The organism is Actinomycetota bacterium, assembly GCA_040757835.1.
Lineage (GTDB): Bacteria > Actinomycetota > Geothermincolia > Geothermincolales > RBG-13-55-18 > SURF-21.
This window is the reverse complement of sequence record JBFLWJ010000005.1, coordinates 98,483-110,745: the sequence shown is the minus strand read 5'-3', so window position 1 is coordinate 110,745 and position 12,263 is coordinate 98,483. Positions and strand designations below refer to the sequence as shown.

The 12,263-nt window shown below is 64.9% G+C and carries 12 protein-coding genes; 9 read left to right on the top strand and 3 right to left on the bottom strand.

The window, feature by feature from the left end; genetic code table 11:
* The 4 genes from AB1384_06975 to AB1384_06960 form a co-directional block, all read left to right on the top strand.
* On the top strand, positions 1–1,681 hold a 1,681-nt coding region (locus AB1384_06975; GenBank protein MEW6554012.1), incomplete at its 5' end, for a hypothetical protein.
* Between the two features lie 193 nt (positions 1,682–1,874).
* Positions 1,875–2,702, top strand: a complete 828-nt coding sequence (locus tag AB1384_06970; protein MEW6554011.1) for a hypothetical protein — start codon at positions 1,875–1,877, stop codon at positions 2,700–2,702.
* Between the two features lie 121 nt (positions 2,703–2,823).
* Complete coding sequence (locus AB1384_06965; protein ID MEW6554010.1) at positions 2,824–4,287, top strand: hypothetical protein; 1,464 nt, start codon at positions 2,824–2,826, stop codon at positions 4,285–4,287.
* Positions 4,271–4,615 (top strand): STAS domain-containing protein, encoded by a 345-nt coding sequence (locus AB1384_06960; GenBank protein ID MEW6554009.1) that lies wholly within the window; start codon positions 4,271–4,273, stop codon positions 4,613–4,615. The genes AB1384_06965 and AB1384_06960 overlap by 17 nt, the downstream gene beginning before the upstream one ends.
* Position 4,616: 1 nt before the next feature.
* On the opposite strand, the gene AB1384_06955 is transcribed toward AB1384_06960, so the two are convergent.
* Positions 4,617–6,296: an ATPase, T2SS/T4P/T4SS family gene (locus tag AB1384_06955; GenBank protein MEW6554008.1), complete on the bottom strand. Its 1,680-nt coding sequence runs from the start codon at positions 6,294–6,296 to the stop codon at positions 4,617–4,619.
* 106 nt (positions 6,297–6,402) lie between these two features.
* Entirely contained in the window at positions 6,403–7,353 is a 951-nt protein-coding gene (locus AB1384_06950) for a cysteine synthase family protein (GenBank protein MEW6554007.1), read from the bottom strand.
* Between the two features lie 178 nt (positions 7,354–7,531).
* On the opposite strand from AB1384_06950, the gene AB1384_06945 reads away from it, so the two are divergent.
* Positions 7,532–8,527, top strand: a complete 996-nt coding sequence (locus tag AB1384_06945; protein ID MEW6554006.1) for a metallophosphoesterase — start codon at positions 7,532–7,534, stop codon at positions 8,525–8,527.
* A 1-nt stretch (position 8,528) separates the two neighbouring features.
* Here the strand turns inward: AB1384_06945 and AB1384_06940 are convergent, their stop codons facing one another.
* Complete coding sequence (locus AB1384_06940; GenBank protein ID MEW6554005.1) at positions 8,529–9,545, bottom strand: uroporphyrinogen decarboxylase family protein; 1,017 nt, start codon at positions 9,543–9,545, stop codon at positions 8,529–8,531.
* Positions 9,546–9,777: 232 nt separating this feature from the next.
* Here AB1384_06940 and hgcC point away from each other — a divergent pair, with 232 nt between their 5' ends.
* The 4 genes from hgcC to AB1384_06920 all read left to right on the top strand — a co-directional run bounded on the left by hgcC (position 9,778) and on the right by AB1384_06920 (position 12,202).
* Entirely contained in the window at positions 9,778–10,047 is a 270-nt protein-coding gene (gene hgcC / locus AB1384_06935; GenBank protein ID MEW6554004.1) for an HgcAB-associated protein HgcC, read from the top strand.
* 121 nt (positions 10,048–10,168) lie between these two features.
* A complete protein-coding gene (gene hgcA / locus AB1384_06930) occupies positions 10,169–11,173 on the top strand; it encodes a mercury methylation corrinoid protein HgcA (protein MEW6554003.1) in 1,005 nt (334 codons plus the stop codon).
* Positions 11,166–11,432: a ferredoxin family protein gene (locus AB1384_06925; GenBank protein MEW6554002.1), complete on the top strand. Its 267-nt coding sequence runs from the start codon at positions 11,166–11,168 to the stop codon at positions 11,430–11,432. The genes hgcA and AB1384_06925 overlap by 8 nt, the downstream gene beginning before the upstream one ends.
* Positions 11,433–11,548: 116 nt before the next feature.
* Positions 11,549–12,202, top strand: a complete 654-nt coding sequence (locus AB1384_06920; protein ID MEW6554001.1) for a lactate utilization protein — start codon at positions 11,549–11,551, stop codon at positions 12,200–12,202.
* The last annotated feature ends 61 nt before the right edge of the window (positions 12,203–12,263 follow it).

Here is a 12,263-nt window from a genome sequence, read left to right as displayed (position 1 = left end):
CTGGTTCCTGGGGAGCCTGATGCCGGGCCTCAACGAGAACATCATCGCCACCATGGTCAACCATCCCAACACCATAGACTTCCTCGACCGCCTGCTGCCGCTTCTCGATCCCGCGGCCCTCGCGGGCGTGGTCAACAACAACGGCGCCTGGGTGGGCGACCTCATCTCCAACCTCAGCACCGGCATGGTGGTGGACGTGGTGGACAACCTGGACCCGGCGTGGACCAGCGCCCTGTTCACCGCCCTCAACAACGCCACCAGCCTGGGCGTGCTGGGCAACATCGCCAACTCGCCCCAGTTCACCGCCTTCGTGGACGCCCTGCTGGACTACCTCGATCCCGCCAATATCGCGGGTATCGTCAACGGCAGCGGTCCGTTCCTGACCGGTCTGTTGGCCAACCTGAACGCGGCGGTGCTCGCGGGCGCGGTCAACACCAACTCGGCCCTTCCCGCGGGCACGACCCTCATAGAGAACCTGGTGGGAGGCCTGAACTCCGACACCGCCATCGCCACGGCGCGTGGCGTCAACTCCAACCTCACCTTCGTCGAGGACCTGCTGGCCAACCTGGACCCGTCCATCGTGGCCCAGGCCGTCAACGCCAACGGGCCCTTCGTGACCGCCCTCATACAGAACCTCAACCCGGTAGTGCTGGCCAACGCCATCAACGCCAACGGCGCCTTCGTGACCGCCCTGATCGGGGCCCTTGACGCCAACGTGGTCGCGGCGGCAGTCAACGCCAATGGCGCCTTCCTCAGCACCATGATCGGAGCTCTCAACCCGACCATCGTCGCGGCGGCCATCAACGCCAACCCGGCCTTCGTGAACGCCCTGGTCGGAGCCCTCGATCCCCAGATCCTGGCCAACGCCATCAACGCCAACGGCGCCTTCGTCGAGGACCTCATCGGCTACCTGGATGCGTCGGTGCTGGCGGTGGCGGTCAACAACAACCAGGCTTTCGTCACCGACATGGTGACCAACCTGTCTCCCAGCGTGCTGGCCAACGCCATCAACGCCAACGAGGTGTTCCTAAGCACCCTGCTGACCAGCCTCGACCCGCAGGTGTTCGCGAACGTGCTCAATTCCAACGCGGTGAGGAACTGGCTCACCGACGTGGTATCGCGCCTCAACGCGGTGCAGGTCGCCTATATCGTCAACAACAACGGGGCCTTCGTGACCAACCTCATAGGCAACCTCAACCCCGCGACCCTGGCCGCTGCGGTCAACGCCAACGGAGCCTTCCTCAACAGCCTGGTCGCGAGCCTCTCGCCCACGGTGGTAGCGGGCGCGTTAAACACCAACCAGGCCTTCCTGACCAGCCTGATCGGGAACCTGAACCCCGCGGTGCTGGCGGGTGCCATCAACGCCAACGGCACCTTCCTCACCAGCCTCATCGGGGCGCTGGACACCAACGTGCTGGCGAGTGCCATCGCCTCCAACGGCACCTTCCTCACCAACCTCATCCTGAACCTGGGCGGGCCCACCCAGAGCGCCCGGGGGCAGGCCCTGATCAATGCCCTCAACGCCACCGGGGTGGACATGGACAACGACACCGCGCCCATCACCTTCTTCGACCAGATGGTGCTCCTGCTGCACTCGGACCTCAACGTGCTGGGACTCGGCCACCATCTGCGCGGCAAAATCGAGGGGTTCTACTGGGACGCCAACGGCGGGGATCCGTAAAATCGAGCCCGACAACTGGAGAAAAGGGCCGGCCGGTCGTGGCCGGCCCTTCCATATCGCCGCGGACCGATGGACATCATGATGGCAGTGATACCCCCGGCGCCGTGGTTGTGTTCATCACCTTCGTGTGGGACGATTCACCTGTGCCTTGCACGGAACTGCAACTGTGACAGGATGCGTCAATAGAGGTGTCATGAGTATCTCGAAAGGCGGTGTGGCAACGGTTGCGGCGGCATGCCTCCTGGCGGCATGCCTCTGCCTCTCTTTCTCGGGATGTGGCGGAGTCCCCTCACGCGAGGAGGTGGAAAGGATCGACACGACCTTCCGCGCCGGCACCAGCAGTATCGTAGAGGCCACCGCCTTCATCGCCGCCCTGGAAAAGTTCGATTTCGAGAACGCCGCCTTCTATACGGATACCATGAGCGCGCTGGACTCCAGCCGCGCCGCGGCCCAGAAGCTCCTAGCCAGCGTCGAGGAGATGGGGACTTTCGACTACGGCGGCGGCCTTGCCCCCCTGGGCAAATACGTGGAGGAGTATGTGCCCCGTGTAGTCGAGGCGGTGGAGGAGCTGGACGGCATCTATGTCGGCCTCCAGGGCATCCTCGAGGCCATCGAGCCGGTGCTGCGGGAGGAGGCGGTCATCACCCAGCTGGAGGCGCCTGGTGATGACGCCGAGCTGCTGGAGCGGCTGAGGAGGCTCGACGCAGCCCTGGCCGCTTCGCTGGCCGAGCTGCCCGGGATAGAGGTCCCGGACCGACTTCGCGAATACAAGGCCCTACTGGAGGGCATCTTCACGGACCTGCACAAGGTGGTCCTCGACCTCATCGCCATGGCCACGGGACAAGCTCCCAGCTTGAACCCGGAGAACAACCCCGACTTCCTCAGTCTGCAGGAACAGCTGGAGGATTACCCCGGGGTAGTGGGAAAGATCGAGGAAGGCCTGGAGATATACCGCATCGATCCCCAGGTGGAGAAGGTTGAACTGGAGATAAACCGCCTCTTCCTGGGGGAAGAGCGGTAGCGGAGCGGCCGCACGGCTGGTTTGCCGGCAGCAAGCCATCGTTTCCCTATTTGGGTTAATATATTAAGCGGACAGGCCGACGTAAGCTGTATATGTTTCACGACGTTATGGAGGTGCGGGCTTGAACTGCCCCTGGCATCCCAACAAGCGGGTGGTGTCCTCGTGCAAGGATTGCGGCACGGGTTTCTGCATAGAATGCGTGCGGGAGACGGACCAGACCACCCTCTGCCCCGACTGCTACCGGCGCAAGCTGAACGAGATCGCGCGGGAGTTCACCGAGCCCGAGGAGGAGACAAGGGTACCGGGCGCGGCGCCCGTGTCCTCGCTCCCCGGAGAGGGGTCGGAGAAGCCACCGTCGCCGGGGAAAGCAGCGGAGCCGTCACGGCCACCGCAGCCGGCCCCCTTCGATGACGATACGGTCGGGACCGTCGCGGCCCCGCGGGAGAAGAAAAGGGCCGCCGGGAGGCGGGGCAGGGACAAGCAGGTCAAGGCGCCGGCCGCGCCCCCCGAGCCGCCCAGCGAGGACTTCCTCTCCCGTGGCCCGGACGATGACTTCAGCCAGATCGCCTCAGGGACCAGGCGGCTGGGCAAGCGCCCACGCCACGACGGAGCCGCCGCCCCCCAACCGGCGGGGGCCGCACAGGAGCCCCCCACGCAGGAGCCCGCCGCGGTCCACGCCGTCGAGGACATACCCGCGGTCCCCCCCGCGGGGGGGAGCGTGGAGGCGCAGTCACCCCGGGAGGTCCCACGGGCCAAGGACGCCCCGTCAGAGGACCGGTTGCTGCAGGATGTCATGTCCACGCTGCTCTCAACGGATGCAGGGGCCGTCCCGCAGCCGGCGGTGGCGGACAGGGGGCCGGAGGCTCCCGCGCAACCGGAGCCCCCGGCCGCGGTCCACACGGCGCCGCCGGCCAGGGCGGCACGCGAGGAGAGGTCTGCCGCCCGCCGTGAGAAGAGGGCTGAGCGTGCCCTTGCCGCCCGGGAGAAGCCGCCGAAGGAGAGGGACGCTGAGCGCTGGTCTTTCCTGGCCCAGCCCCGCTCCTCCGAGTACACTCTCATCGCTGGTTCCTGGTGGAGGGCCGCACTGTTCATCGCTCTTATGCTCCTGGCGGGAGCGGTGCTTTGGGCTGTCCCCAATGCTTATCTCGTCCCCAAGGATCAGGAATACGGCATACATGCCGTGCTCGTAGGTCTTATCCTGGGCCTGGCCTTCTGGTGGAAGGCGGGCAAGAAGCACAGCACCAAGCTGGCCGTGCAGGCCGCCCTGACCACCTTCTTCGCCCTCTTCATCGGGGAGTTCCTGCACTGGTTCCTGATCGTCACCAAGTATAGCGCTTTCCGCACCATCTTCTTCGACCTCATCTCATTCCGGTTCCTGTGGGAGAACGGGGCCGAGATCATGAAAAACGTAATCGATGCCATGTTCCCGATGGCCTTCATCTGGCTGCTGCTGCTGCCCGCCCTCACCGCCTTCATCGTGGGTTTCGGCATGCCCCCTATCCCGGAGATATTTTTCCAGGTCTGGCACGCCCTCAGGGGACAGGTGCCGGAGGAGAAGGAAGCGAGCCATGGCCTGGAGGGTTAACGAGCTCGAGCCGGGGAGCGGCAAAGCGGTCATCGAGCTGGAAGGGGTAGTGGACACGACCAACCTCGAGGAGTTCTTCGCCTTCATCAACCTCATCTTCAAGCAGGGCATCAACCGCATCGTCCTGGATATGCAGTACGCCAGCTATTTCTCGAGCGGCGGCCTCTCGGTGATCATCGACGCCTACAAGCGCGCGGAAAAGCAGGGCGGGAAGCTGGTCATCGCCAGGGCCTCCGAGATGGTGAGCGAGCTCTTCGAGGTGGCGCAGTTCGAGAAGATCATCGAGTTCTACCCGGGACTCGAGGAGGCCATCGCGGCCATACAGTAGCTTAGATCGCCACCACGCGCATGACTTCCTCGATTGAGGTCAACCCCATCTTGACCTTTATGAAGCCGTCGTCCCGCATGGTCAGAAGCCCTTCCTCGACGGCCTTGTTCATGATGACGGTGGCGGACGACTCCTGCACCGTGAGCCGCTGGATGGCGTCGCTCATGGGCATGACCTCATAGAGTCCGACACGTCCTTTGTAACCGGTAGAGTTGCACTTGGCGCAACCGTTCTCGTTCGCCTTGTACAGGATGAGGTCGCCGTCGGATGGGTCGACGGGAAAGCGCAGGTTCTTGAGCACCTCCGGGTCGGGCTCGTACGGGACCTTGCAGTTGGGGCAAAGCTTCCTCACCAGCCTCTGTGCCAGCACGCAGTTGATGGCCGAGGAGACAAGGAACGATTCCACCCCCATCTCGATGAGGCGGGGCAGGGCGCTGGGGGCGTCGTTGGTATGCAGGGTCGAGAGGACCAGGTGGCCGGTGAGGGCGGCCTCGATGGCGATCTTGGCGGTCTCGCGGTCGCGGATCTCGCCGACCATGAGGATATCCGGAGAGGTACGCAGGATGTTGCGCAGGGCATTAGCGAAGGTCAACCCGGCCTTGGGGTTCACCTGCACCTGGTTGATGCCGGAGAGGCGGTACTCCACCGGGTCCTCGACGGTGGTGATGTTCTTCTCCTCGGTGTTGAGCACGTTGAGGGTGGCGTAGAGGGAGGTGGACTTGCCACTACCGGTTGGCCCCGTCACCAGCAGCGCTCCATGGGGCAGCATGAAAGCCTTCTTGAATTTCTCCAGCGCCTGCGGCAGGAACCCCAGGTCCTCCAGCCTGAGCATGATGCTCGATCTGTCCAGTATGCGCATGACCACCTTCTCGCCGTAGACGGTGGGAAGGATGGCGACGCGGAAGTCAATGGACTTGCCGCCCGAGACCATGCCGAAGTGGCCGTCCTGGGGGACGCGCCGTTCCGCGATGTTGAGGTCCGAGATGATCTTGATGCGCCCGACGATGCCCTGGTGGATGTTCTTGGGCACGCGCTTGATCTCCTGGCAAACACCGTCGATGCGGTAGCGGATGAGCACCTCGTTCTCGCGGGGGTCCACGTGGATATCGCTGGCCCCGCGGTTGATGGCCTCGGATATCATGGTGGTGGTAAAACGCACCAGGGGTGTATCCTCCACCACGCCGGAGATGCTCTCGCCCTCGTCGAAGTCCCTTCCCTCCAAGGCTTCCTCGACCACGTCGGTGTCCAGGTGGTAGTAACGCTGGATGGCGTTGATGATGTCTTCCCTCGCGCTCACCACCGGTTTGACCTCGTAGCCGGTGCTCAGGCGGATGTCGTCCAGGGCGTATATGTTGGTCGGATCCGCCATGGCCACCACCAGCTTCCCCGCATCGAAGTCGATGGGGATGCAGGTGTAGCGTTCGGCGGTGGACTCGTCGATGGATGTGGTGGCCTGGATGTTGATCTTGTACTCCAGCAGGTCCACATAACCCAGACCAAGCTCGTGGGCAATGACCTCGGCGAGCTGGTTCTCCTTGACCACGCCCATCTCCAGCAGCACCTTGCCCAGGGAAGAGCCGGTCTCCTTCTGGCGTTCCAGGGCGTTCGCCAGCTGCTGCTCGTTGATCACCCTGTTCTTGATCAACAGCTGCGAGAGCCTGTCCGTCGCGGAAGGTGCCACTGCTCCTCCTCGTCCCTTCGCAAAAGGAAGGAGATAATAACCGGATTCAACGCATTCAATGGATTAATCGGCGGCTGGGATGAGTTCCTATAGGGATGCCTAGCAGCTATTTTTCATGTCCAGCCCGCAGGGATTGCAGGAAGTCCCGGTATACGCATTCCAGGTTGGTGCAGGTGAAACAGTCGGTGCTCAGGTAACGGTCGCCGCGGTCGGGGAGGATGACCACGATCCTGCCCGCGTCCATCTCGTCCGCGACCTGCAGGGCGGCGTGAACCGCAGCGCCCGAGGATATCCCCACGAAAAGCCCCTCGATATTGGCGAGCACGCGCACGGTGTTGAAGGCGCAGCCGTCCTCCACGTTCACCTTCTCGTCCATGATGGAGAGGTCCAAGATGGGGGGGACGAACTCCTGCAGGTTGCGCAGGCCCTGGATGAGCGAGTTGGGATAGGGCTCAACCCCCACGATACGCAGGTCCCGGTAGGCCTCACGCAACCTCCTGCCCACGCCCATGATGGTCCCCCCGGTGCCCAGGCCCGCCACCAGGGCATCGATCCCCTCGACCTGTTCCAGGATCTCGGCCCCCGTGCCTTCGTAATGGGCCCGCACGTTATCGGGGTTGGCGTATTGATTCGTGTGATAGTAACGGGCGTCCTTCCCCATCTCCTCCGCCAGGGCTATGGCCCCGTTCATGCCCTCCGCGCTGGGGGTGAGCACCACCTCCGCCCCGAAGGCCTGCATGACGCGCCGCCGCTCCACGCTCATGGACTCGGGCATGATGATCTTGAGGCGGTAACCCTTGTGTGCGGCGACCATGGCCAACCCGATGCCGGTGTTGCCGCTGGAGGCCTCGATGATGGCCTTGTCGCAGGTGAGCTCGCCCCGCTCCTCGGCGCCCTCGATCATGTACCTGGCGATGCGGTCCTTCACGGACGAACAGGGATTATATCCCTCCATCTTGGCGAAAATCTCCACGCGGGGATTGCGGGGAGTCACCTTGGTGAGACGCACCACCGGCGTCCGGCCGATGAGGTCGAGCGCCCCTTTCCCTGTTTCCATGGACCAGTCCCGTCTTTCCACTGCACGGCGGCCCTGTCCGCCTGGCCTATTCACCGGTCAATCGAGATTATATCTCAAGGCGTCTCCGCGCAACAGGACGATCCTTTCTCGGCGGTGGACCTGTTATCCTGTACCTGGAGATCTATCCGGGGCAGATGGGGATACGAGGAGGGCAGGGATGAGCGAAAAAGGACTGCGGCGCCTGGTAGTGCTCAGCGATTGCCATTTCGGCGACGGCAGCGCGCTGCTCACGCGTGAGGACCTGGTGCGGCGCCTCCTCGCCGAGCTCGGGCAGGCTGGAGAGATCGACCTGCTAGTACTGCTGGGGGACATCTGGGACCTGTGGAGCAGCGGCTTCGGCGCTGCCGCGGCGGCGGGCGCTCCGTTCTTCCGCGCCCTCTCCGCCTGGGAGGCCCCACGCGAATGCGTGTTCGTCGCCGGCAACCACGACTATCACCTCTGGACGGCCTGCGAGGACCGGCGGGCGCGGCGGGAAGCGGGATGGGAGGAGGTAGAGGGCGTCTCCCTGGGCTTGGTGCAGGAGGAGTCCTGCAGCGAGAGGATTTGCCTGTTCGAGGACCTCCCCCTGTGGGTGCACTACCCGCTGCTGCGCGTCGAGGTGGGCGGCAGGTCCGTCCTCTTCATGCACGGGCACCACCTCGATTTCTTCAGCGCCTCCTTCTGGTGGGCCAAGACGGCGTGGCTGGCGCGCTGGATGCTCGGGAGAGCGCGCGGAGTGGCCCTCTCCGATATCGACCGCCTCAACAAGCCCTTCTTCGAGCTGCTGACGCAGACGGCTCACGTGGCGGAGCTGCGTGAGTGGGAGTACCGCTTCTACGCATGCTTGCGCTTCTTCGCCCGCCTGCTGCGTTTCCAGTCGAGATCGGGGGGGAGCCCACGCCGCCTCACCAGCGTACAGCAGAACAACGGCGAGGCGGAGGAGCTGCTGCGCGACTTCCTGCCCGGCTTCATACCCGACGTCTTCGTCTTCGGCCATACCCACCGCGCCGGTTTCTCCCGCATCGCGGTCGGCGGGGCCCCGCTGCTGCTGGTCAACAGCGGTTGTTGGGTGGAGGGGTCCGGGGACGAGACCGGGATGACCTACCTGGTCATCGACGATGCCATACGCCTGCGCCGCCTGGGGGGAGAAGAGATGACCCTGGGGTACCCGTAGCTCACACGCCGAAGCGGTGGGAGGCCTCCTTCATGATGCGCAGGTTCTGAAAAGGGGTGTCCAGACCCAGGCCGCAGGGCGGAGACATGATGGCCGCCCCGTTCCTCACCGCCATCAGGGTCTCCTCGAGCACCATCTCCGGCGGGAAGTAGTGCACCAGCGAGGAGGGGACGGTGCCGATAATGGGCTTGCGCAGAACGGCGTGGGCCTCGCCCGGGTGGACCTCGGCCTCGAATGAAAAGGCGTCCACGTCGGCCTCACGGCACATCCTCACCTGGTCCATGCGGCCGCCGCAGACGTGGAGGATGACCTTGGCGCCGCCCAGGTGCGCGTAACGGCTAAGTTCGTTGAAATAGGGAAGGACGTTGTGGAAGAGGTCGAAGCCCGTGTAGGAGCCGGACCTCGCGGCGGGCTCGTGGATCATGATGATGGAGGCGCCCTTCTCCACCATGGCCTCGGCGTAGGAGCAGAGAAAGGACACCATCCCCTCCAGCAGCCGGTTGAGAAAACCCGGGTCCCGGTTGACCAGCTCGATCATGGCGGAGGGGCGGATGAGGGATGCGGCCAGGGTGGCAGGGCCCGCGATGTTGCCGATGATGGGGATGCCGCGGCGCATCTCGCTCAAGAGCTCGATGGAGCGCAGCACCTGGGGCACGCGCCCGTGCTGGAGCAGGCCGGAGAGGGACTTGGCCATGATCTCCTCCAGGGGCAGCTCCGGAAAGGCGACGATGCGCGGCAGCGCCGTGCTGTCCCCGATAAAGACCTTGGCCCCCAGCGCCTCGGCCTCCACGGTCAGGCACAAGGGCACGCCGATGTTGTCGAAGCCGGCCATGTCGTAGGCCGCGGCGGCCAGCTCCGCCATCATCACCCCGCTGTAATGCGCGGCCGGGAGGGGGATACCGAAACGGTCCAGGACGGTACGGGTGAGCACGTTGATCAAGCCGCCCGGGCCGAGCACGGGAAAGCGGGGAGTGCTCTGCCCGGACAGGGCGGCCATGAGGATATCGCGCCGGTTCAAGGTCTCTCTCCCGTCATTCGCCTGCGGGCCCGCCGGCCCGTCATGTCCTGACACTATACCTGTTATCGGCTTAAAACCGCACAAGTAAAGGACCGCACCGTGGCGGTGCGGCCCTCCCCGCCATATCGGGGCGGCGCATGCGGCGGCCGCCCGCCTTGACATATGGCCGTGGGGAGCACATAATCAGGCATATCAGTAACATCTGAATTAGCTGATAGAAAAGGACGGACCCATGGGCAAAAAGGAGACCGACTGCTGCGCTGTTTCGCGAGACGGGGCCAACTCGAGGGTGGAGTCCATCCTCAGCGTCGACGAACGGGGGCAGATGGTCCTGCCCAAGGAGCTCCGGACGCGCGCCGGAATCGGCCCCGGCGACAAGCTGGCCGTCGTCAGCCACGAGAGGGAAGGGGAGGTCTGCTGCATCTCCCTCATCAAGGTGGAGTCGCTCACCGAGATGGTCAAGGGAGTGCTGGGTCCGATGATGAAGGACATTATAGCTTAGGAGGAGAGAGATGACCGGACATGACGAGGCCGCCACCATGGGCTGTGGTTGTGCCGACACTGTCTGCGAGGCGGAAAAGCCCACCTGTTGAGGCCCCCCGGATACCGCGGGTCCCGCGGACCTGGAGGGAACAGGTATAGCGACGTCGCGGATCGGCGCCGCCGACCGTCTTGTCCACCTGCTGGCGCGCCTCGGCGTCAAGCGGAACGAATGGAGGGTGAGGCCCGGGCTGTACGCCCTCGGCGACGCGGGTCCCGATTCCCCGGTGTTCGTCAGCGCGAACTACCGGCTTTCTTTCGACGCCCTCCGCCAGGCCCTTGAGGGGATGGACGCCTACATACTGGTGCTCGACACCAAGGGGGTCAACGTATGGTGTTCCGCCGGCAAGGGCAGCTTCGGCACCGGGGAACTGGTGGCGAGGATCGAGAAGACCGGGCTCGCCGGTGTCGTATCCCACCGCACCCTTATCGCGCCGCAGCTGTGCGCCACCGGTGTCGCCGCCCACGAGGTGCGCAGGCGCTCGGGGTTCCGGGTGAAGTTCGGCCCGGTGCGGGCGGAGGACATAAAGGATTACATGGCGAACATGGCGAACGGCGGCAAGGCCACGCCGGAGATGCGCCGCGTCCGCTTCGGCCTGCGCGACCGGGCGGTGCTCGTGCCCGTCGAGGCGGTAAACGCTTTCCCCGTTGCGGCGGGCGCTTCGTCCCTGGCTGTTGTCGCCGGTGACGCTGTCGGTGCCGCGGGGATCGCTTCGGCATCGGCCGCCGGTCTGGTGGCCTTTCCCCTGCTGCTGCCCTGGTTGCCGGGCGAGGACTTCAGCCTCAAGGGATTTGCCCTGGGCGGCCTGGTGGGCCTGGGCGCCGCGGCCGCTTCTCTCGCGAGGGACGGTGCGATGCCGCTGCCCCTGCGCGCCATCAAGGCGGCATCCTATGCCCTTGCCCTCCCTCCGGTGACCGCGTTCATAGGGCTCAATTTCACCGGCTGCACCACCTACACCTCGCCCAGCGGGGTGCGGCGGGAGATGAACCGTTACATCCCGGTGATGGCGGGGATGGCCGGCGCCGGCTTGCTCGCGAACGTCGCGGCGCGCGTCGCGCATGCCTTTAGAGGAGAGAAAGATGGCTAAGAGCAAGGTGAACACCCTCGAGTACGACCCGGCCCGGTGCAACCGCTGCGGCCTTTGCGCCGTCGTCTGTCCCCACGGTGTCTTCGAAAACGGCGGAGACGGCCCGGCGAGGTTGGTGGACCGTGACTCCTGCATGGAGTGCGGCGCCTGCCGCCTGAACTGTGAGGCGGGGGCCATCAAGGTGGACAGCGACGTGGGGTGCGCCACGGCGATGATCAAGGCGGCCCTGCTCCGCCGTGACGAGGCAGCCTGCTGCTGAGACATCGCTGGACTGCGTGGCGCAACGGCGCGGGCGCTTCCCGCCCGAGCGATATAAAGCTATCCTAAAGGCCTGTAGCCGATTCCCATGAATATATATGGAGGAGAGGAGGAGGCATGAGCTATTCCGAGATGGGCGAGGTATGGAGCGAATACGTGCGCGTCCGCTGCGCCAACGCCGTGGAGCACCTCGCAAAGAGGGATTTCGACGCGCGCTTCTATCCCACCCGCGAGGAGGTCGTGCGCGCCGTGCTTGAGATCATCCCCCCCGACGCCGCGGTGGGGTGCGGCGGCTCGTGGACCATGCGCCAGATCGGGCTGCTGGAGGCCCTGATGGAGCGGGGAAACCAGGTCTACGCCCACGACCAGGGCATGGACTTCGCCGAGGCCATGCGTGTACGCAGGGAGGCGCTGGTGAGCCCCTTCTACCTCTCCAGCTCCAACGCCATCACCATGCGCGGCGAGCTGGTGAACACCGACGGCATGGGCAACCGCGTGGCGGGGCTCTCTTTCGGACCGGGGACGGTGATCGTCGTGGCCGGCTACAACAAGCTGGTGGCCGACCTGGACGCGGCCTTCGAGCGCATCCGCGAGGTCGCGGCGCCGGCCAACGCCATCCGCTACAAGGCGGACGCCCCCTGCGTGGAGAAGGGCAGGTGCTACGACTGCACCAGGCCCTCCAGCATCTGCCGCATCACCACCATCATCCGCCAGAAACCCATCATCACCGACTACAAGGTCTTCCTGGTCGGCGAGAGCCTTGGCTTCTAGGGTTTAAGGGGTCAGGAGCCTGTTGCGCAATCTCGGATACGGCGCGTGAAGGGTCGTGTCT

Coding starts and splice junctions, on each gene's coding strand:
- AB1384_06960 (MEW6554009.1), top strand. CDS start 4,271: ATGGCCTGGAGGGTTAACGAGCTCGAGCCGGGGAGCGGCAAAGCGGTC.
- AB1384_06950 (MEW6554007.1), bottom strand. CDS start 7,353: ATGGAAACAGGGAAAGGGGCGCTCGACCTCATCGGCCGGACGCCGGTG.
- AB1384_06920 (MEW6554001.1), top strand. CDS start 11,549: ATGAGCTATTCCGAGATGGGCGAGGTATGGAGCGAATACGTGCGCGTC.
- hgcC (MEW6554004.1), top strand. CDS start 9,778: ATGGGCAAAAAGGAGACCGACTGCTGCGCTGTTTCGCGAGACGGGGCC.
- AB1384_06945 (MEW6554006.1), top strand. CDS start 7,532: ATGAGCGAAAAAGGACTGCGGCGCCTGGTAGTGCTCAGCGATTGCCAT.
- AB1384_06925 (MEW6554002.1), top strand. CDS start 11,166: ATGGCTAAGAGCAAGGTGAACACCCTCGAGTACGACCCGGCCCGGTGC.
- AB1384_06970 (MEW6554011.1), top strand. CDS start 1,875: ATGAGTATCTCGAAAGGCGGTGTGGCAACGGTTGCGGCGGCATGCCTC.